This window comes from Isoptericola sp. NPDC056605 (genome assembly GCF_042792795.1).
Classification (GTDB): Bacteria; Actinomycetota; Actinomycetes; order Actinomycetales; family Cellulomonadaceae; genus Isoptericola.
Genome location: NZ_JBHTVT010000001.1, coordinates 542,125 through 562,427, shown reverse-complemented (window position 1 = coordinate 562,427; position 20,303 = coordinate 542,125). Strand labels below are relative to the sequence as shown.

18 protein-coding genes are annotated in these 20,303 nt (G+C 75.0%); 11 read left to right on the top strand and 7 right to left on the bottom strand.

The genetic code is table 11. The features are described from left to right. Positions 1 to 38: 38 nt before the first annotated feature. Positions 39 to 1,220: an aminotransferase class I/II-fold pyridoxal phosphate-dependent enzyme gene (locus tag ACFQ8Y_RS02545; RefSeq protein WP_430549465.1), complete on the bottom strand. Its 1,182-nt coding sequence runs from the start codon at positions 1,218 to 1,220 to the stop codon at positions 39 to 41. 76 nt (positions 1,221 to 1,296) lie between these two features. Between ACFQ8Y_RS02545 and ACFQ8Y_RS02540 the strand changes: the two genes are divergently transcribed. From ACFQ8Y_RS02540 to ACFQ8Y_RS02525, 4 genes are read left to right on the top strand one after another with little or no spacing between them, the layout of a single operon-like run. Further along, positions 1,297 to 1,842 (top strand): DUF1992 domain-containing protein, encoded by a 546-nt coding sequence (locus ACFQ8Y_RS02540; protein WP_430549464.1) that lies wholly within the window; start codon positions 1,297 to 1,299, stop codon positions 1,840 to 1,842. A 7-nt stretch (positions 1,843 to 1,849) separates the two neighbouring features. After that, a complete protein-coding gene (locus ACFQ8Y_RS02535) occupies positions 1,850 to 2,434 on the top strand; it encodes an AAA family ATPase (RefSeq protein ID WP_430584499.1) in 585 nt (194 codons plus the stop codon). Further along, a complete protein-coding gene (locus ACFQ8Y_RS02530; RefSeq protein WP_430584498.1) occupies positions 2,431 to 3,213 on the top strand; it encodes an HAD-IIA family hydrolase in 783 nt (260 codons plus the stop codon). Before ACFQ8Y_RS02535 ends, ACFQ8Y_RS02530 begins: the two co-directional genes overlap by 4 nt. Positions 3,214 to 3,244: 31 nt before the next feature. Next, entirely contained in the window at positions 3,245 to 4,096 is an 852-nt protein-coding gene (locus ACFQ8Y_RS02525; protein WP_430584497.1) for a Nif3-like dinuclear metal center hexameric protein, read from the top strand. On the opposite strand, the gene ACFQ8Y_RS02520 is transcribed toward ACFQ8Y_RS02525, so the two are convergent. Then, on the bottom strand, positions 4,084 to 4,500 hold the full coding sequence (locus ACFQ8Y_RS02520; protein WP_430584496.1) for a RidA family protein: 417 nt from the start codon (positions 4,498 to 4,500) through the stop codon (positions 4,084 to 4,086). The two genes, ACFQ8Y_RS02525 and ACFQ8Y_RS02520, sit on opposite strands and share 13 nt — an antisense overlap. 107 nt (positions 4,501 to 4,607) lie before the next feature. Here ACFQ8Y_RS02520 and ACFQ8Y_RS02515 point away from each other — a divergent pair, with 107 nt between their 5' ends. From ACFQ8Y_RS02515 to ACFQ8Y_RS02500, 4 genes are read left to right on the top strand one after another with little or no spacing between them, the layout of a single operon-like run. Continuing rightward, the gene (locus tag ACFQ8Y_RS02515; protein ID WP_430549459.1) at positions 4,608 to 5,954 is read left to right on the top strand and encodes an amino acid deaminase; all 1,347 of its coding nucleotides are present in this window, start codon (positions 4,608 to 4,610) and stop codon (positions 5,952 to 5,954) included. A gap of 10 nt (positions 5,955 to 5,964) precedes the next feature. Then, a complete protein-coding gene (locus ACFQ8Y_RS02510) occupies positions 5,965 to 7,581 on the top strand; it encodes an amidohydrolase family protein (protein ID WP_430584495.1) in 1,617 nt (538 codons plus the stop codon). Between the two features lie 17 nt (positions 7,582 to 7,598). Then, on the top strand, positions 7,599 to 9,041 hold the full coding sequence (locus ACFQ8Y_RS02505) for a gluconate:H+ symporter (protein WP_430549457.1): 1,443 nt from the start codon (positions 7,599 to 7,601) through the stop codon (positions 9,039 to 9,041). A 57-nt stretch (positions 9,042 to 9,098) separates the two neighbouring features. After that, on the top strand, positions 9,099 to 10,268 hold the full coding sequence (locus tag ACFQ8Y_RS02500; RefSeq protein WP_430549456.1) for an alpha/beta hydrolase: 1,170 nt from the start codon (positions 9,099 to 9,101) through the stop codon (positions 10,266 to 10,268). Here the strand turns inward: ACFQ8Y_RS02500 and ACFQ8Y_RS02495 are convergent. Together ACFQ8Y_RS02495 and ACFQ8Y_RS02490 are read right to left on the bottom strand one after the other, a co-directional pair. Beyond that, positions 10,201 to 10,746, bottom strand: coding sequence for a GNAT family N-acetyltransferase (locus ACFQ8Y_RS02495; RefSeq protein ID WP_430584494.1), 546 nt, complete (start codon positions 10,744 to 10,746; stop codon positions 10,201 to 10,203). The two genes, ACFQ8Y_RS02500 and ACFQ8Y_RS02495, sit on opposite strands and share 68 nt — an antisense overlap. Before the next feature lie 55 nt (positions 10,747 to 10,801). Then, positions 10,802 to 11,341 (bottom strand): low molecular weight protein-tyrosine-phosphatase, encoded by a 540-nt coding sequence (locus tag ACFQ8Y_RS02490; protein ID WP_430584542.1) that lies wholly within the window; start codon positions 11,339 to 11,341, stop codon positions 10,802 to 10,804. A gap of 80 nt (positions 11,342 to 11,421) precedes the next feature. Between ACFQ8Y_RS02490 and ACFQ8Y_RS02485 the strand changes: the two genes are divergently transcribed. Further along, positions 11,422 to 12,345: an SDR family oxidoreductase gene (locus ACFQ8Y_RS02485; RefSeq protein WP_430584493.1), complete on the top strand. Its 924-nt coding sequence runs from the start codon at positions 11,422 to 11,424 to the stop codon at positions 12,343 to 12,345. 301 nt (positions 12,346 to 12,646) lie between these two features. Here ACFQ8Y_RS02485 and ACFQ8Y_RS02480 read toward each other — a convergent pair whose 3' ends face one another. Next, entirely contained in the window at positions 12,647 to 13,606 is a 960-nt protein-coding gene (locus ACFQ8Y_RS02480; RefSeq protein WP_430584492.1) for a diguanylate cyclase domain-containing protein, read from the bottom strand. A gap of 181 nt (positions 13,607 to 13,787) precedes the next feature. Between ACFQ8Y_RS02480 and ACFQ8Y_RS02475 the strand changes: the two genes are divergently transcribed. Then, positions 13,788 to 17,168, top strand: coding sequence for a DUF5979 domain-containing protein (locus ACFQ8Y_RS02475; RefSeq protein ID WP_430584491.1), 3,381 nt, complete (start codon positions 13,788 to 13,790; stop codon positions 17,166 to 17,168). Positions 17,169 to 17,190: 22 nt separating this feature from the next. Further along, positions 17,191 to 17,988 (top strand): alpha/beta hydrolase, encoded by a 798-nt coding sequence (locus tag ACFQ8Y_RS02470; RefSeq protein ID WP_430584490.1) that lies wholly within the window; start codon positions 17,191 to 17,193, stop codon positions 17,986 to 17,988. 10 nt (positions 17,989 to 17,998) lie between these two features. Here ACFQ8Y_RS02470 and ACFQ8Y_RS02465 read toward each other — a convergent pair whose 3' ends face one another. Both ACFQ8Y_RS02465 and ACFQ8Y_RS02460 read right to left on the bottom strand, forming a co-directional pair. Then, positions 17,999 to 18,922 (bottom strand): ornithine cyclodeaminase family protein, encoded by a 924-nt coding sequence (locus tag ACFQ8Y_RS02465; RefSeq protein WP_430584489.1) that lies wholly within the window; start codon positions 18,920 to 18,922, stop codon positions 17,999 to 18,001. Next, the gene (locus ACFQ8Y_RS02460) at positions 18,919 to 20,256 is read right to left on the bottom strand and encodes an MFS transporter (RefSeq protein ID WP_430584488.1); all 1,338 of its coding nucleotides are present in this window, start codon (positions 20,254 to 20,256) and stop codon (positions 18,919 to 18,921) included. The genes ACFQ8Y_RS02465 and ACFQ8Y_RS02460 overlap by 4 nt, the downstream gene beginning before the upstream one ends. Between the last annotated feature and the right edge of the window lie 47 nt (positions 20,257 to 20,303).

Below are 20,303 nucleotides of genomic sequence, written 5' to 3'. Positions count from 1 at the left end.
ATTCCGACTACCTCGGCGAGGGGCGAACTACCTCGGCATCAGAGGGTGCGGTGCCAGGCGACGATGCGGTCGACGGCCCGGGAGACGACGTCGGGCGCGGCGGCGAAGGAGAGGCGTACCCAGTCGCCCCCGCCCACGACGTCGAAGTCCGCGCCCGGGGTGATCGCGACGTCGGCCTCGGCGAGCAGCCGGCGGCAGTACGTCACGGAGTCGCCGCCGACGGCGTCGCGGAAGCCGGCGACGTTCCCGTACAGGTAGAACGCGCCGTCGGCGGGGGCGACGGGGCGCCACCCGAGCTCGTCCACCCGATCGAGCAGGGCCTCACGCGAGGCCGCGTACCGGGCCACGTTCTCGGCCGCGGCGGCGTACCCGGCGGGGGAGAACGCCGCGACGCCCGCGTGCTGCGCCAGCGCCGGGGGCGACAGGGCCACGTTGCCCGCGAGCGCGTCGACGGGACCGACCAGCTCGTCGGGCAGCACGAGCCAGCCCAGCCGCCAGCCGGTCATGGCCCAGTACTTGGAGAACGAGTTCACGACGACCGCACCGGAGCCCGTGTACATCGCCGCGGTGGCCTGCTGTACATCGCTGGAGTACGCGATGCCGTGGTAGATCTCGTCGCTGATCAGGCGTACGTCGTGCTCGTCGCACCAGCGGGCGAGGGCGGCCAGCTCGGCGGGCGGCAGCATCGTGCCGGTCGGGTTCGCGGGGGAGGCCACGACCAGGCCGTCCAGGCCGCCCTCGTAGTACGCCTCCATGAGCTGGGACACCGTGGGCTGGTACCGGGTGTCGGGGCCGCAGTCGAGCTCCACCACCTCGCAGCCCAGCGCGGCGAGGATGTTCTTGTACGCCGGGTAGCCCGGGCGGGCCAGCGCGACCCGGTCCCCGACGTCGAACGCCGCGAGGAACGCGAGCAGGAAACCGCCGCTCGACCCGGTCGTCACGGCGATGCGCGCCGGGTCGACGTCGACGTCGTACCAGCGGCGGTAGTGCCCGGCGATCTCGCGCCGCAGCGCGGGCACGCCCATCGACTCCGTGTAGCCCAGGTCGGCGGTGCGCAGCAGCTCCGCCGCCTTCTCCCGGACGACGTCCGACGCGCCCGTGGACGGCTCGCCCGCGCACAGGTTGAGCACGTCGTGGCCGGCGGCGCGGCGCTCGTTGGCCGTGGCCAGCACCTGCATCACGGCGAACGGCGGCACGTGGCTACGACGCGAGACCTTCATACGGCCATCATGCCGGGTCGCCCGCGACCGCCGCCGCCGGGTCCGCGCCTAGTCTGGGAGCAGACGAACCGGAGGGATGCCGATGTTCCGACGCCGCCGTGCCGACCAGGGCGACCCCGCGCGCCGGGCCGCGCAGTACCAGGTGGACCGGGAGGTCGCCGCGGAGGCCGCGGACCCGGACGCCGAGGCCGGCGACACGGACCGCGTCGCCGCGCAGCCCCGCCGCCGCATGGACGACCGCGCCCTGTGGGTGGACACCGTCGTCGACCAGGCGATCCGGCGCGGCGAGTTCGACGACCTGCCGCTGGCCGGCAAGCCCATCCCCGGGCTGCGCGGCACCCACGACCCCGACTGGTGGCTCAAGAACCTCGTCGAGCGGGAGCAGATCACCGGCGTCCTGCCCGCCGCGCAGCTGCGGCGCGACGACGCCGAGCTGGACGAGACGCTCGACCGGGAGCCCGAGGAGAAGCGGGTCCGCGAGGTCGTCGAGGACTTCAACGCGCGGGTGGTCGACGCCCGCCGGCAGCTGCTCGGCGGCCCGCCGGTCGTGACGCCGACGCGCGACGTCGAGCGCGAGGTGCAGCGGTGGCGCGAACGCCGTCGCGCCCGCGGGATCTTCTGAGGCCGCCGTGGGCGACGTCGTCGTGGTGACGGGACCGCCGGGATCGGGGAAGTCCGCCGTCGGGTCGGCCCTGGCCGACCTGCTCGACCCCTCCGTGCTCGTCGAGGCGGACTGGTTCTTCGGCCGGTGGCGGCGCGGCGCCGTCGACCCCTGGCTCCCGGAGGCGGCGGCCCAGACCGCGCCCGCCGGCCGGGCCGCGCTCGCCGCGACCGTGGAGTTCGCCCGCTCCGACGCCTGGGTGGTCTACGACGGCGTGCTGCACCAGGAGGCCGCCCGGGACCTCGCGGTCCGCGCCGCGGACGTGGGCGCCGCCGTGCACCGCGCCGTCCTGCTGCCGCCGGTCGACGTGTGCCTCGCCCGCGTGGCCGCGCGCACGGGTCACGGCTTCGACGACCCCGCCGCCACCCGGGCCATGCACGCGGCGTTCGCGGCGGAGGTCGACGGCGCGGAGGCCGACCCGGCGGCGGAGCACGCCGTCCTGCGCGACGACGCCGCGTCGCCGGCCGGCCTCGCGACGCGGGTCCGCGACCTGCTGCTCGCCGGGGCGCTGCGGGCACCCGGGCCGGTCGCGACCGGGGGAGCGCGGCCGTGACCCGGCACGCCGTCCTGCTCGACCTGCAGGGCACGGTCCACGAGGGCGACGGCCTGGTCCCCGGCGCCGACGCCGCGGTCGCCGCGCTGCGCGACGCCGGCCACGCCGTCCGCTTCGTCACCAACACGGACTCGCAGGACTCGGCGTCGATCCTCGCGCGGCTGCGGGGGATGGGGCTCAGCCTGGACGCGGACGAGCTGTTCACCCCGGTGGACGCCGCGGTCGCGGACCTCGAGGGGACCGGCGCGCGGGTGCACGTGCTCGCCACCGCCGCCGTCCGCGACCAGCTCGCCGCGCGCCTCGACGTCGTCGGGCCGGAGGACGACCCCACGCACGTGCTCGTGGGCGACGTGCACGACGTGCTCGACTACCCCGCCCTCGACGCGGCGTTCCGCGGCGTGCTCGGCGGGGCGGAGCTGCTGGCGCTGCAGCACGGCCGCTGGTTCCTTCGCGACGGACGGCCGGCGCTCGACACGGGGTCCGTGGTCGCCGCGATCGAGCACGGCGCCGAGGTGACGGCCCACACGCTGGGCAAGCCGAGCACGGGGTTCCTGCGGCTCGCGCTGAGCACCGTCAGCCCGGCGCCGGAGCCCGACCGCACGTGGGTGGTGGGCGACGACCGCTCGTCGGACGTCGCGATGGGCCGCGCCGCCGGCGTCCGCACAGTGCTGGTGCGCACGGGCAAGTTCGCCCGTCAGGCCGACGACGACTCCCTGCCGCGCCCCGAGCACGTGCTGGACGACGTCACCGCGCTGCCGGAGCTGCTCCGCCGGGGGTGAGGGCGTCGGGGACTGCGGTTACCGTGACGCCGTGACGACGCGCCCGCACGACCCCACCCTCACCGCCGCGTGCCTGGTGTCCCGCGCCGCGGCGGCGCTGGCGGTGACGCCGCGGCCCACGACGGTCGACGGCCTCGTGGCCGGCGACCCCGGCGCGGTGGTGCGGGGCGTCGCGGTGACCACGCTGGCCACGCTCGAGGTGCTGGAGCGCGCGGTCGCGGCCGGGGCGAACGTCGTCGTCACGCACGAGCCGCCCGACTACGACCACACGGGCGCCGCGGTGCCCGACCTGGAGGCCGAGGGCGACCCCGTGCTCGCCGCCAAGCGCACGTTCGTGGCCGACCACGGCCTCGTCGTGTGGCGCGCGCACGACGCCTGGCACGACCGGCGCCCGGACGGCGTCGACGAGGGCGCGGCCCGGGCGCTGGGCTGGACGCTCGACCCCGCCGCGGACGGCGCGTCGGTGTGCGACGTCGGCCCGACGACGCTGGGCGCGCTGGCCGCGCACGTCGCGACGGCGCTCGGGTCCCGCACGGCCCGCTTCGTGGGCGACCCCGCCCAGCCGGTGCGCCGCGTCGGCCTGGACCTCGGGTTCCGCGGCTTCGCGCGCAACCGCGCGCTGCTGCGCCGCGCCGACGTGGACGCCGTCGTCGTGGGGGAGGCGCACGAGTGGGAGACCCAGTCCTACGCCCTGGACGCCGCGCACCTCGGCACGACCGGCCGGGGCGCGCCGAAGGGGCTGGTCGTGGCCGGGCACGTGCCGGCCGAGCAGGCGGGCATGAGGCACTTCGCCGACTGGCTGCGCGACGTCGTGCCCGAGGTGCCGGTGACCTTCCTGCCCACGCCGGACCTCGCCCGCCCGGCGACGGCTCACTCCACGTAGGCGAGCGCGTCGATCTCGACGAGCATCTCCTCGCGCGGCAGCCCGACCATGACGGTGGTGCGCGACGGCAGCACGGCGTCCGGGCCGAGCCGCTCGGTGAGGAACGCGCCGTACGCGTCGTTCATGGCGGCGAAGTCGTCGCGCGTCGTGAGGTAGACGCGCAGCATGACGACGTCCTCCATCGTGCCGCCGCCGGCCTGGACGATCGCCTCGACGTTCTGGAGCGTGCGCGTGGTCTGCGCGGCGACGTCGCCGGGGTAGAGGTACTCGTTGGTCGCCGGGTCCACGGGGCCCTGACCGGAGACCTGCAGCAGGTTGCCGACGCGTACGCCCTGGTGGAACGTGTGCGCCGGGGCGGGGGCCTGGTCGGTGGAGATCGCGGTCTTCGAGGTCTGCTCAGCCATGTGCTGGTCCTTTCGGGGGGTGGTGCGGCCGCTCTGGACCCGGCGTGCATTTCGGCGGCCGGTGCGGCATCGTCGCACCGTCGACGGGGAACGAGGAGGGCCTGACGATGGACGGTACCGGAGCCGAGGACACCTGTCGGATCGACCGCGAGAAGGTCGCCGCCCGGGAGGGCGAGCGCGTCGGCTGGCGGCACAAGGCGATCCCGCCCGAGCTGTGGGGGCTGACCGTCGCGGAGGTCCGCGAGCGCCGCCCCCGCCTGTCGCAGCTCCCCACCCCGCTGCTCACGCTGTCCCGCTCGGCGCTCGACACCAACCTGCGCGTGATGGCCGACTGGTGCGCCGAGCGCGGCCTCGACCTCGCCCCGCACGGCAAGACGACGATGGCGCCGCAGCTGTGGGCCGAGCAGGTCGACGCCGGGGCGTGGGCGATCACGGTCGCGAACCCGTTCCAGCTGGGCGTGGCCCTCGAGTTCGGCGTGAGCCGCGTGATGGTCGCGAACAGCGTGGTCTCGCCGCTCGCGCTGCGCTGGATCGCCGACGAGCTGGCCGCCGACCGGGACCTGCGGGTGCTGGTCTGGGCGGACTCGCCGGTCACGGTCGACCTCATGCACGACGCCCTGGCCGCGCACGTCGCCGCGTCCGGCTCGCGCCCGCCGATCGACGTGCTCGTCGAGCGCGGCGGCGCCGGGGGCCGCACGGGTGCCCGCGACCTGGGCACGGCGCTGGCGGCGGCGGAGCGGGTCGTCGCGTCGCCGCACCTGCGCCTGGCGGGCGTCGGCGGGTACGAGGGTGCCCTGGCGCACGACTCGGACGCCCGCAGCCGGGACGTGGTGCGCGGCTACCTGCGCGACATGGTCGAGGTGCACGAGCGCCTCGCGGCCGACGGGCGCTACGAGGTGGACGTCCCGGTCGTGACGGCGGGCGGCAGCGCCTACTTCGACGTCGTCGACGAGGTCATGTCGCCGCTGGTCGCGACGGGGGCGCGCGTGGTGCTCCGCAGCGGCGCGTACGTGGTGCACGACGACGGCTTCTACCGGCACATCTCGCCGCTGGGCGAGGAGCCGCGCAGCGGCGGCCCCGGGTTCCGCAGCGCGATGCACGGATGGGTGCGGGTGAGCTCGCAGCCCGAGCCGGGGCTCGCGCTGTTCGACGCCGGCAAGCGCGACCTGCCGTTCGACGAGGGCCTGCCCGAGGTGCAGCTCCGGCGCCCGCGCGCGGCGGGCGAGGAGCCCGCCGCCGTCCCCGGCGTCCAGGTCACCGCCCTCAACGACCAGCACGGATTCCTGCGCTGGGACGCCGCGGACGCACAGGTCGACCTGCGCATCGGCGACGAGCTGCGGCTGGGCCTGTCGCACCCGTGCACGGCGATGGACAAGTGGTCGCTCGTGCCGGTGGTCGACGACGCCGACGCAGCCGACCCGGTCGTCGTCGACCTCGTGCGGACCTGGTTCTGAGGGGGCGGGCATGACCGCCGACCTGCTGGTCCGCGACGCGCTGGTGCTCGACGGGACCGGCGCGCCGGGCGTCGTCGCCGACGTCGCCGTCACCGACGGGCGCATCACCGCCGTCGACGAGGGCCGCTCCGGCGCGCGCGCCGCCGGCGCCCGGCGGACCGTGGACGCCGAGGGCCGCGCGCTGACCCCCGGGTTCATCGACATGCACGCGCACTCCGACGTGCAGATCCTCGCGAACCCGGACCACACGGCGAAGGTGAGCCAGGGCGTCACGCTGGAGGTGCTGGGCCAGGACGGCCTGTCGTTCGCCCCGGTCGACGAGCGCACCCGCACGGCGATCCGCGCGCAGATCGCCGGTTGGAACGACGACCCGCCCGGCTTCGCCTGGGACTGGGAGTCCGTGGCGGGCTACTTGGACCGCCTCGACCGCGGGATCGCGTGCCACGCCGCCTACCTCGTGCCGCAGGGCACGCTGCGCCACCTCGTCGTCGGGCCGGACGAGCGCCCGGCCACGCCCCCGGAGGTCGCCCGGATGGGCGAGCTGCTCGCCCAGGGGATGCGGGAGGGCGCGCTCGGCATGAGCAGCGGGCTCACCTACACGCCCGGCATGTACGCCGACGACGACGAGCTCGCCGCGCTGCTGCGCGTCGTCGCGGCCCACGACGGCTACTACAGCCCGCACCACCGGTCGTACGGCAAGGGCGCGCTCGAGGCGTACGCCGAGATGATCGACCTCGCCCGCGCCACGGGCTGCGCGCTGCACCTCACGCACGCGACGATGAACTTCAAGCCCAACAAGGGCCGCGCGGGCGAGCTGCTCGCCCTGATCGACACCGCGCTGGACGACGGCGTCGACATCACGCTCGACACCTACCCGTACCTGCCCGGCTCGACGACGCTCAGCGCGATCCTGCCGAGCTGGTCGTTCTCGGGCGGCACGGACGCGCTGCTCGCACGGCTGGCCGACCCCGCCGACCGCGAGCGCATCGTCGACGAGCTGGAGCACGTCGGCACCGACGGCTGCCACGGCTGCGTGGCCGAGTGGGACACGATCGAGATCAGCGGCGTGCAGAACCCGGCGCTGGCCGGTCGCGTGGGCCGCACGGTCGAGGCGATCGCCCGCGACGAGGGCCGCGCGCCCGGCGACGTGTTCGTGGAGCAGCTCGTGGCCGACCGGCTCGGCACGACGATCCTGCAGCACGTGGGGCACGAGGAGAACGTGCGCGCGATCATGCAGCACCGCACGCACTGCGGCGGCTCGGACGCGATCCTCGTGGGCGGCCGCCCGCACCCGCGCGCCTGGGGCACGTTCCCGCGCTACCTCGCGCGGTACGTGCGCGAGCTCGGCGTCCTCACCCTCGAGGACTGCGTGCACCACCTCACCGGGCGGCCCGCCGCCCGCCTGAAGCTCGTCGACCGCGGCCTGGTCCGCCCCGGCTACGCCGCGGACCTCGTGCTGCTCGACCCCGACACCGTCCAGGACTCCGCCACGTTCGAGGACCCGCGCCAGCAGGCGGCGGGCATCGACCTGGTCCTGGTCGACGGCGTCGCCGTCATCGACGACGGCGCACGGACCGACGCCCTCCCCGGGCACGCGCTGCGACGCACGGGGAGCGGCACCCGCTGAGACAGGAGGAACCCGGGATGCGCATGCTGCTGCACGCCGCGGGGGACGACGACAACACCCTCGAGCTGATCAACCAGCCGTGGTCGGAGCACGACACGCAGGTGCTGGTGGTCACCGCCATCGGCATCGCCGTCGTGGTGCTGCTCATCACGATGCTCAAGATGCACGGCTTCCTCGCCCTGACCATCGGGTCGTTGTTCGTGGCGATCGGGTCCGGCATCCCGCTCGGCGACGTCGCCGGGGTGTTCGAGACCGGCGTCGGGGACGTGCTGGGCACCGTCGGCGTGCTGGTGGTGCTGGGCGCCATGCTCGGCAAGCTGCTCGCGGACTCCGGGGGAGCCGACGAGATCGTCGACAAGATCTTCCGCGGCAGCACGGGGAGCCTGCCCTGGCGGATGGCGCTCATCGCGTTCCTCATCGGCATCCCGATGTTCTTCGAGGTCGGGCTGGTGCTGCTGATCCCGGTGATCATGCTGGCCGTGCGCCGCTCCGGCCTGCCCGCGATGCTGCTGGCCATGCCGGCGCTGGCCGGCCTGTCGGTGCTGCACGGCTTCGTCCCCCCGCACCCCGGGCCGCTGGCGGCCATCGGCAACCTGGGCGCGGACGTCGGCATCACCATGGCGCTCGGCCTGGTCATCGCGGTGCCCACCGTGATCATCGCCGGCCCGGTGTGGGGCCGGTTCGCCGCGAAGCTGGTCCCGATCGGCGCGCAGGGCGGCGGCGGGGGCATCGTCGCCGGCGACACGGACGGGGGCTCGGGCGGCTCCGGCGAGCCGGGCACGGTGAAGACCCGGAACCCCACGTTCGTGCTCACGCTGGTGACCATCCTCAGCCCGGTGATCCTCATGCTGGTGCGCGCCGGCGTCGAGGTGTGGGCCAGCCCCGACTCATGGTTCTTCCCGTTCGTGTCGTTCATCGGCGAGCCGCTGGTGGCGCTGCTCATCGCGGTCCTGCTCGCGATGATCACGTTCGGCACCAGCGTCGGGTTCTCGCTCGGCACCCTCGGCTCGAAGATGACGGAGAGCCTCAAGCCCATCGCGAGCGCCACGATGATCGTCGGCGCCGGCGGCGGATTCAAGGCCGTGCTGGTCGAGGGCGGCACGGGCATCGCGATCGGCAAGGCGGCCGTCGCGATGAGCCTGTCCATCCTGCTGCTCGGCTGGCTCATCGCCGTGCTGGTGCGCATCGCCACCGGGTCCGCCACGGTCGCCATCGTCACGGCGTCGGGCATCGTCGCGCCGCTCGCCACCGGCCTGACGCCGACGCACCTCGCGCTCCTCGTGCTCGCCATCGGCGCCGGGTCGCTCATCCTGTCGCACGTCAACGACGCCGGGTTCTGGCTGGTCAAGGAGTACTTCGGCATGACCGTCGGGCAGACGTTGAAGACCTGGACGGTGATGGAGACGATCATCGCCGTGCTCGGGCTGCTGTTCACCTGGCTGCTCTGGCTCGTGGTGTAGCCGGTCGTCCGGCACGGCCGGGTCGCGCGTCCTCGCCGGGTTCCTTACCTTCGGGTCGTGGAGCAGTCCGGCACGAGCAGCACGTGGGAGCCCGACGTGCTGCCCGGCTTCGAGCGCCTGACCCTGCCGCTGGAGCCGGACTTCGAGGGCGACGTCGTCGCGACGCTGGTGCGGAGGGCCGTCGAGCCCCCGGTCGCGACGTCCGACCCGCCCGCCGGCGGCACCGGACGGGACGCGGGCATCGACGTCCTGTACGTGCACGGCTGGGTGGACTACTTCTTCCAGACCCACCTCGCGGCGTTCTGGGAGCGGCAGGGCGCCCGGTTCTACGCGCTCGACCTGCGCAAGTACGGCCGCAGCCTGCGCGAGCACCAGACCCCGGGCTTCGTCACCGCGCTGGCGACGTACGACGAGGACGTCGAGGCGGCGCTGGCGGTCCTCGGCCACGGCCCGGAGGCGTCGTCGGGGCGCCGCCTGGTGCTCATGGGCCACTCGACGGGCGGGCTGGTGCTCAGCCTGTGGGTGTCGCACCGGCCGGGCCGGGCGGACGCGCTGGTGCTCAACAGCCCGTGGCTCGAGTTCCAGACCCGCAGCGTGGGGAGGTGGGTGCTGGAGCCGGGCCTGCGCGCCCAGGCCGCGCTCGCACCGCGCAGCCACCTGGTGAACGTGGACCTCGGGTTCTACGCCCGCAGCGTCTCGCGGCGGTTCGACGGCGCGTGGGACATCGACCCGACCTGGCGCCCCGACACGGGCTGGCGTGCCACGCCGGCATGGCTGTCGGCGATCTTCCAGGGGCAGGAGCGGGTGTCCCGCGGGCTCGGCATCGACATCCCGGTGCTGGTGCTGCTGTCCGCCCGCTCGACGGCGCCCGTGCGGTGGAGCCCCGAGATGATGACCACCGACTCCGTGCTCGAGGTGGGCGGCGTCGCCCGCCGCGTCCCCGCGCTGGGCAGCCTCGTCACGCTGGCCCGGATCGACGGCGCCCTGCACGACGTCACGCTCTCCGCCCCCGCCGTGCGCGACGTCGTCTGGCGCGAGATGTCCCGCTGGGTCCGCGCCTACGTGCCCTCCGCGCCGCCGGCGGCCGCGCCGGAACCGCGGGGCGTGGCCGCCTGGTGGCGTCGCACCTTCGGCGACGGCCGCCCGTCGCGGCGCGAGGTCAGAGCGCCCGCACCAGCTCGATCTCCTCGCCCTGCTCGAGGACGAAGCGCTCGCCCGACGGCGTGAACCCGAGCTTCGCGTAGGCGGCCTGCGCGCGCGGGTTGTCGACGTGCACGCACAGCCGGGCCCGCTCGACGCCGAGTCCGCGCGCCCAGTCCTGGACGCCGTCGAACAGCCGCGCCAGCAGGCCGCCGCCACGGTGCTCGGGCCGCACGAACACGCCCACCAGGTGCACCTGCCGCTGCGTGACCGGGCCGCCCAGGACGTCGGTCGACCCCGGCTCCTCGACCAGGCCGATCGTCGTGCCGACCCAGCGACCGTCGGCGTCGACGGCGACGAACGCCGCCGCCGCGTCGCTCGTGGCGTTGCCGCGCGCCCGCTCCTGCCAGAACGCGTCCGGGCGGGCGGCCGCCACGTCGTGCGTCTCGAGGAACGCCACGGGCGCCGCCGGGTCCTGGAGCGCCGCCAGGCGCAGGTCGCGGGTCTCGCGCCACTCGCCCTCCCGGGCGCGGCGGACGATGAGCGGGGCCGGCGGAGTCGTCATCCGCCGATCCTGTCACCTCGCGACCCGGCCCGGCCGCCACCCCCCGCCGAGGTGGTCACCGATCTGCCGAGGAAGCACGTCGCGACGGCGACTCGCCGAGCCGGGCGCGCACGTGCGCGACGACGCCGTCGGCGGCGGCCTCGACCTCCGCCAGGGTGGTCTCGAAGCCGGACTCGTCGCCGTACCAGGGGTCGTCGACGTCGAGCAGGTGCTCGTCGCCACCCGGCTCGACGACGGGGGCGTCGGGGTCGAACGACCGGTACAGGCGGATCTCGGCGAGCCCGGCGGAGCCCGCGGCACCGTCGGCGAGACGGCGCAGGCGTCGGGCGTGCTGCGCCGTCATGGGCAGGACCAGGTCGTGGTCGGCGAGGTCCCTGGAGGTCACCTGGCGGGCGCGGTGGCCGTCGCCCGTCGGGTAGCCGTGCGCGGCCAGCGTGCGGCGGGCGCGCCCGTCCACCGGGTTGCCGTGCTCCTCGTCGCTCACGCCCGACGAGTCCACGACCACGCGGTCGCCGAGACCGGCGGCCTCGAGGCGGTCGCGCAGCACGATCTCGGCCATGGGGGAGCGGCAGATGTTGCCGGTGCAGACGGTCATCACGCGGTACGGGGTGGCGGTCACGGGCCCATTCTCGCCTCTCGCCGAGCCCCGCTCCCGATCCGTGCCTACCGTGAGGCATGGCGAGATGGGCGGCGGACGGGCTGATCGCCGTGACCGGCGCCAGCGGGCGGCTCGGGTCACGACTGGCGTTCCGGCTCGCGGCGGAGGGCGCGCGACAACGGCTGGTCGTGCGGGACCCGGCGCGCGCGCCGCGGCTCAGCGACGGCCGGGCGCTGCCGGTGTCGGAGGTCGCCGTCGCCGACGGCTTCCACGACGCCGACGCGATGCGGGCCGCGTTCGACGGCGTCCGCACCGTGTTCCTGGTGAGCGCGCGCGAGGCGCCCGACCGCGTCGCGCAGCACACCGCGATGATCGACACGGCGGCGGCCGCCGGCGTCGAGCGGCTGGTGTACACGTCGTTCGCGGGCGCGGCGCCCGACGCCGTGTTCACGTTCGCCCGCGACCACTGGCACACGGAGCAGCACCTCGCCGACGTCGCCGCGCGCACCGGGCTGCGCTGGACGGTGCTGCGCGACAACCTCTACTTCCACGCGCTGAGCACGTTCGTCGGGCACGACGGCGTGATCCGCGGCCCGGCGGCGGACGGGCGCGTCGCGGCCGTGTCGCACGACGACGTCGCGGACGTCGCGACCGCCGTCATCCTCGACGAGCGGCCCGCCCGGCACGACGGCGCCGTCTACGAGGTCACCGGGCCGCAGGCGCTCACCCTCGACGAGGTCGCGGCCACGCTCGGCCGCGCCGCCGGCCGCGACCTCACCTACCACCCCGAGACGGAGGAGGAGGCGTACGCCTCCCGCGCCGGGTACGGGGCGGAGCCGTTCGAGCTCGACGGGTGGGTCTCGTCGTACACGGCCATCGCCGCGGGCGAGCTGGCGCACGTCTCCGACGACGTCGGCCGCCTCGTCGGCCGACCCGCGCGCTCGCTCGCGCAGTGGCTGGACGACTACCCCGGCGAGTGGGCGCACCTGCGGCGCGCGTAGGCCGCCTCCCCGGGCCTCGCGTTCACCCTGAGGAAAACCCTTGGCCTCCCCGCGGCGGCGGGCGTAGCGTCGTCGGCACATGAGAAGGGAGGTGATCCGAGCTGTGAAGACTCTTCGGACCCATGAGGTGGTCGCGCGCTAGTCGCGCGCGCTAGAACGTCGGGCGGGTAGCGAGTTCCTCGCGACCACCGGAGCCCGCGGGTGCCGTGACCTCGTCCAGCACGGCAGGAGGTTCGACCTCCAGCCCGCGGGCTTTCTGCTGCCCAGGACCGGGCTGCCCAGGACCGCGGACGCCCCGACGTCAGGCGAGCACCGCCGCGCGACGCTCCCGCCGCAGCCGCCGCTCGGCCTGGGCGACGAGCTCGTCCGCGTCGGCGGCGCCGGCCACCGACCACGCGGCAGCGGCGTGCAGCCCCGGCCACACCGGGGCGTCGAGCGCGCTCGACGCCCCGGCGACCTGCGCGAGCAGGTGCTGACGCAGGGCGTCCACGGACGCCGCCGCCTGGATGTCGTCCATCGCCGGCAACGTCGCCAGGACGGCGAACCCGTCGCCCTCCACGCGACCCGCCTCGCACCCGGCGGGCAGCGCCGCCCCGATCCGGGCCGCGAGCTCCGCGAGCACCACGTCTCCGGCGTCCTGCCCGTGGTCGGCGTTGAGCCTCGCCATGTCCCGCACGTCGAGCAGCACCAGCACCACGCGGGTCGCGCCGCCGCGCACCAGGGCGCAGCGGCGCCGCAGCGCGTACCAGGTGGCGGCCCGCCCCGGCAGCCGCGTCAGCGGGTCGTGGGTCGAGCGCTCGGCCAGCTCGGCGACGACGGCGCGCATCACGTCGGCCGTGCTCGCCGCGCCCCAGGCCGACGGTCCCCTCACCAGGACGTCGTCGTAACGGCGGTCCGCGGTGCGGGCCATCGCGAGCGACGCGACGTCCGCGAGCGCCGTCCCGGGCTCGACGACGAGCGGCGACCAGTCCGCGACCGCCCCGGTGGGCCGTCGCTCCAGGACCGCGCGCCCGTACCCGAGGCGTCCCGTGAGCGCGGCCGTCAGGCCCGACCGCGTGACGATGCCCGTGCGGGTGGGCGCCGTGTCGTCCTGCACGGCGACCGAGCCCACCTCCGGACGCCGGAAGATCACCTCGAGCTGCCCGACGGGCAGCGTGGAGCCCACCACCAGCACCGGCTGGGCCAGCTCCGCGACCGACGCGACGCGCGTCGCCCGGCGAGGAGCGACGTGGCGGGCCAGGCGGGCGATCTCGTCGTGCACAAGCGGAAGTATGGCCAGCCTGGACGTCGTGCGAGGCGCTCCGCGGAGATGTTCGCCGAGCGTTCGCGGGCCGTTCAACCACGGGACCACGATGGGAGCGCGACCACCCAGCGCCCGGGTTGTCGTGTCCCTAGAGTGTCGCGAGGGTACGCGATGTCTGTGATGTCTCGGGGGGCGACACATGCGAGGGACGAGGACGACGGCCGGTCGCAGGACGACGAGCGGCCTGCTGGCCGCCGCGCTCGCGCTGGGCGGTCTGGTGGGCGTCGGTGCGCAGACCGCGACGGCGCCGCCGGCGGCCGCCGCCGCCGAGGGCGACGTCAACCCGTTCTCCTCCTCCGGCGGGTACACCGTGTACGCGCAGCGCGACGCGATCGTCGGCAACCAGGAGCTCGAGGGCTCGCTGGCCGCCGGGCGGAACCTCACCGACACGACGGCCGCGCAGTGGGCGGTGATCCACGTGGCCGCGGGCACCGCGGACTACACGATCCCCACCGTCGACGGCGACCCGACACGCCTCCTCATCGGCCGGTTCGACCCGGACGAGTCGCGCAACGTTGGCCAGGTCAACATCACGAGCCGCGGTGCGACCACCCCGGAGAACGTCGGCACCCTCAAGACGGTGGACCGTGACCTCGGTCCGTACGCCACGTCGGCCCGGGGCGAGGGCTGGGTGCGGGAGTCCGAGCAGGGCTCCAACCCACCCCTCATCGACGCGACCGCGCAGACGTTCCCCGCCGACGCGGAGCCTCCGACGGGCAGCAACACCTCGATCTTCACCGAGCAGACCGGCGACACGCAGGACGTCGTCGCCGGGTACGTGCAGGCCGGGCAGGACGCCAGCCTCGACGACACCACCGCGTGCCTCGCGACGATCACGGACCCGGGCGGCCACGACGTGAACCACGTGACCGTCGCCGAGGACGACGGGTCACGGAAGGTCCTCTCGCTCCTCGCCTCCGACCGGCCCAACGTCGTGGCGTACGAGGACGTCGCTGGCGCCGACCTCCTCCAGTTCTCGGCGGGCAGCGCGGTGCCCGGTCAGCAGAACCCGCTGATCATCCGCGTGCCCGCCGGGACGACGGACGTGCAGGGGCTGCGGGTCGACCCGCAGGGCCAGTACTCGCCGTACATCCTGTGGGACCTGTCGGCCGTCACGGGCGACGTGACCGTCGCGCACACCGGGGAGCGCATCGACGGGTCGATCTTCGCGCCCAACGCCAACGTCACGGTGGACGCGGCGCCCCTGGACGGCCAGGTCGTCGGGCAGGACGTCACCCTGCTGGGCGGCGAGGTGCACTCCTTCATGTTCGCGGGCACGGTGCCGTGCGGCGAGCCGCACGGCACGTTCGAGCTGTCCAAGGAGCTCGACGGGATCGGCGCCGACGACCTGCCCGACGGCACGACGTTCCAGGTCGACTGGACCGCCACGTCGCCGGACGGCGAGGTGCTCGGCTCCGGCACGCTCGACCTGCCCGCGGACGGCGGCGCGGTGCGCCCGCAGGACGTGGACGGCACGCTGAGCACCTTCCCCGTCGGCACGGTCGTGACGTTCGAGGAACGGCCCCCGGGCGACGTGCCCGGCTGGGACTGGACGGGCGCGTCCGTGTCGCCGTCGTCGCTGACCATCACCGACGAGGGCGACGCCGTCGTGGACGCGACGGTGACCAACACGGCGGAACGCACCCGCGGCACGTTCCAGGTCGTCAAGACCGTGGTCGCCACCCTGGACGACCCGATCGACGTCGACGAGGGCACCACCGTCACCGTGGGGTGGACCGCCGTCGACCCGGACGGCAACGAGAGCAGCGGCACCATCGAGCTCGTCGCGAACGAGGACGGGTCGTTCGATCCGACCGGGCCGGTCGACGACGCCGGGAACGAGGTCACCTTCCCGGTCGGCACCGAGGTCACCGTGGCGGAGACCGACCGCGGTGTCCCGCCCGACGGCGCCACCTGGGGTGACGAGTCGTGGAGCCCTGGCACGACGTTCACGATCGACCGCGAGGACCAGGTGGTCGAGGACATGGTCACCAACATCCTCGTCGACGAGAACGTCGTCCCCGCCACCGCACGGTTCAGCATGGTCAAGGTGCTCGACGTCGACGGCCCGGTCGACCCGAACCTCCAGTTCTCGGTCGAGTACACGTTCGACCCGCCCGGCGGCCCGCGGGAGGGGCGCGTCCGCGAGATCGCCGTCGGCGACCCGGTGACGATCACCACCCTGCTGGACGACGAGCCCATCCCTGCCGGGACCACCGTGTGGGTGCGCGAGCACGACCCGTCCTTCGACGACGGCATCGTGTGGGAGGACCCGGTGCTCTCGGTGGACGGCGAGCCGCTCACCGACCCCGACGAGGACGGCTTCTACCCGCTGGAGCTCTCCGGCGGCCCGACGGTCGCCCTCGAGGTGACCAACGTGGGGAGCGTCCCCACAGGGTCGTTCACCGTGGCCAAGACCCTCGACGGGCCGGTCGCCGAGGACGTGCCGGAGGGCCTGGAGTTCACGGTGGCCTGGACCGCGACCTACGTCGACGGCACCACGACCAGCGGGTCCACCACGCTCGCGCCCGACGGCGAGCCCGTCGCGCCGACCGACGCCACCGGCGACCCCGTCGACTTCCCGGCCGGCACGACGGTCACGTTCGACGAACCGGTGCTGCCCGACGTGCCCGGCTGGGACTGGGGTACCCCGACGATCTCACCGGCGGAGATCACGGTCGGCGCCGACGAGACGGCGGCGGTCTCCGTCACCAACTCCGCCACGGTGGAGCACGGCACGTTCGAGGTCGCGAAGGCCCTCGAGGGCGCCGAGCCGGGCGACGTGAGCGCGGACGGCTTCGACGTGCCGTGGACGGCCACCCTGCCCGACGGCAGCACCGACGACGGCGTGCTGCGCGTGCCGACCGACGGGACCGCCGTCGGCCCGGACCGCGCGTTCCCCGTGGGGACCACCGTGCGCGTCACGGAGGAGGAGCCGTCGGACGACGTGCTGCCCGACGGGTGGACCTGGGCCGTCCCGACCTGGTCCCCAGGCAGCAGCCTCACGATCGACGAGGGCACCGGCACGACGACGTTCACCGTGACGAACTCGGCCGTGCCCACGACGACGCTGCGGATCGAGAAGCTGGTCGAGGGCACGGACCTGCCCGACGGCACCCGCTTCCCGGTCGAGTACCGCGTGGACGACGGCCCGGTCCAGCAGGGCGACCTCGTGCTCGGTGACCCGTTCGAGGCGGACGACGTCCCGCTGGGCACCACGGTCGAGATCCGCGAGGCCGACCCGCCCGCCGTCGACGACGCCACCTGGGCGACGCCGCGCTGGGCGATCGACGGCCAGGAGCTCGAGGCCGACGACGACGGCTGGGTGGTGATCCACGCGAACGACGAGCGGCTCAACGCCGTCACGCTGACGAACACGGCCCGTCCGACGACGCCGGAGACCCCGGGCGGCCAGCTGCCGGAGACCGGGTTCGGCGGGGGCACCCTCCCGCTGCTGGCCCTCGGGCTGCTGCTCCTGGGGATCGCGGTGCGCCTCGTGGCCCGGACGATCCGCGCCTGACGGCCGGGGGGAGGTGCGTCCGGTGGCTCCGGGGACGGAGGGCGTGCCCGACGTCGGGGCGCTGCGGCGCGGCGCGTACGAGCGCGCCGTCGCCCGCCCGCGGCTGCCGTTCGCCGGCACGGTGACGGACCTGGCGCACGACGGTGTCGCGATGCGTCGCTACACGCCCGACCGCCACCAGCCCGGCGCCGCGGCGGTCTTCCTGCACGGCGGGTACGGCCTCTTCGGCGACCTCGAGCTGCAGGACGGCTGGTGCCGGCGGACCGCCGAGGCCCTCGGCGTCGTCGTGCTCGCCGTCGACTACCGGCTCGCGCCGGAGGCGACGCTCGACGACGCCGTCGCGGACGCCGTGGCCGCGCTCGACCTGCTCGCCGGCGCGGGCGTCGACCGCGTCTACCTCGCCGGCGACTCCGCGGGCGGCGCCGTCGCCGTCCTCGCCGCGTCGCGCCCGGCCCACCGGCCGGCGGGCCTGCTGCTCACCAACCCCAACCTCGACCTGTCGCTCGAGTCCTACGACGACGCCCTGCCGGGCGGACCGGGCCGCGAGCTGTCGACGTACGCCATGCGCGCGTGGACCGGCGTCGACCCCGCGGACGCGCCGCGGCTGCACCGGTCCGCGCGCGGGCTGCCCCCGACCCTCGTCGCGGTGGGCGAGCGGGACTCGTTGCTGCCCGAGGCGCGGGCGCTGGCGGACGCCTGCCACCGCGACGGCGTGCCCTGCCGGCTGGTCGAGCTGCCCGGCGCCGAGCACGGGTTCGTCGGCACCGAGCGCGCGGGCGAGGTGCTCGCCGAGGCCGCGACGTTCTTCGGCCTCGGCTGAGCACGCCCGGTCAACGCCCGGCCGCCTCCGCGACGCCCACCGCGACGGCGAGGTCCTGCCACGACATGCCGGACCCCTTGAAGACGTTCGGCCGGTCCGTGGCGCGGGATCGCCCGCGCACGACGTCGGCGAGCGGCACGAGGGCGTCGGGTCGCAGCGCGCCCTCCTCGACCGCGAGCACGACGTCGCCGCACTCGCGCATCGCGGTCGCGCGGTCCTCGACGACGACGAGCGCCCGCCCCATGAGCCCGGCGTCGAGCTCGCGACGGTCGGGCTCGTGCGAGCCGATGGCCACGACGCACGCGCCGTCGCGCACCAGGGCGCCGTCGAAGAGCGGCTCGCCCGCCGACGTCGCGCACACCACGAGGTCGGCGTCGGCGACGTCGGCGGTGCTCCCCGCGCGGGCGGGGATCCCGCGCGCGACGAGGCCGTCGACGGCGGCCGTGAGGCGTCCGCGGTCGCGGCCGACGAGCGCGACGTCGTCGAGGTCGCGCACCGCCGCCATCGCGACCGCGTGCTCGACGGCCTGCGGCCCGGCGCCGACGCCGACCAGGCGCCGCGCGTCCGGCGCCGCGAGGTGGTCCGCCGCGACGGCCGAGGTCGCGGGCGTGCGCAGCTCGGTGAGGGCCGACCCGTCGAGCTGCAACCGGGGCGTGAGCGTGGCGGCGTCGAGCAGCAGGTAGGTCGCCTGGATGCGCGGCAGGCCGCGCGCGGGGTTGCCCGGCGCCACGGACGCGATCTTGACCCCGGCCCACTCGCCCAGCACCGACGGCATGAGCAGCAGGTGCCCCCCGCCGGCGGCCACCGACGACCGGGCCGGGTCGTCGGCGGGGTCGAAGCCGTCGCGCAGCGCACGCTCGACGAGCCGGCGGGCGTCGTCGGGCCCGACCCGGCGGCGGACCTCGTCGGCCGTGACGAACGGCAGCCCGGTCACGCGGCCACCTCCTCGCGCGCCTCGCGCGCCTCGATCCGGGCGCGCTCGAGGCGCACGACCCGGCCGGACAGGGACACGGCGACGAGCGCGACGACCGCGAGTCCCACCATGTACACGGCGATCGGCCACCAGGCGCCGTCGAACCGCGAGAGCAGCCAGGTCGCGAGCAGCGGCGCGGTGCCGCCCGCCAGCGCGGCGCCGATCTGGTAGCCGAGCGTGACGCCGGTGTAGCGCACGCGGGTGGTGAAGGTCTCGGACATCAGCGTGCCCAGCGTGGCGGTGACCGGGGGCCACACGATGCCCAGCCCGATGACGACGGCCGCGTAGACGGCCCAGTCGACCTGGAGGTCGAGCAGCAGGAAGAAGGGCGCCGCGAAGAGCGCGATGAGCACGGTGCCGCCGAGGAAGACGGCGGGTCGGCCCAGCCGGTCGGAGAGCCTTCCGATCGCGAGGATCGCCAGCGTGCTGACGAACGCGGCGGCGCTCACGGCGTTGAGGACCACCGACTGCTGCATGCCGAGGGTGCCGGTCGCGTAGCTCACGACGAACGTGGCGAAGATGTAGAACGGGCCGGTCTCCACGACCTTGGCGCCGACGGCGACGAGCACGGAGCGCCAGTGGTCGCGCAGCGTGTCCTTGATCGGGAGCTTGGCCACGTTGCCGCTCGCCTTGGCCTCCCGGAAGGCGGGGGTCTCGGCGAGGCCCTTGCGGATCCACAGGCCGACGAACACGAGCACCACCGAGGCGATGAACGGCAGGCGCCAGCCCCAGGACTCGAACGCCCCGGAGGGCAGCGAGGTGACCAGCGCGAAGGCGATGGTCGACAGGAGCATGCCGATGGTCACGCCGGTCTGCGGCACGGAGCCGAAGAAGCCGCGGCGGTTCTCCGGCGCGTACTCGTAGGCGAGCAGCAGGGCGCCGCCCCACTCGCCGCCGATCGCGAGGCCCTGGATGACGCGGCAGAGGATGAGCAGCGCCGGCGCGAGGACGCCGACCTGCGCGTACGTGGGCAGCAGGCCGATCGCGATCGTCGCGCCACCCATGAGGGAGAGCGTGATGACCAGCGTCTTCTTGCGGCCGATCTTGTCACCGATGTGGGAGAAGACGATGCCGCCGAACGGGCGGATGAAGAACGTCAGCGACAGCGACAGGTACGACAGCATCAGCGAGACGGCCGGGTCGTCCGTCGGGAAGAACTGCTTGTCGAAGATGAGGGCCGCTGCGGTGGCGTAGAGGAAGAAGTCGAACCACTCGATCGCGCTGCCGGAGAGGCTGCCGACCAGCACCCGGAGGTTGGTGGCCGGTTTCCCGACCGTGGACTGCTGCGAAGTCACGCGCCTGCTCCCGTCCGGCCCGCCACGTCGGGGGCCTCGAATGGCGT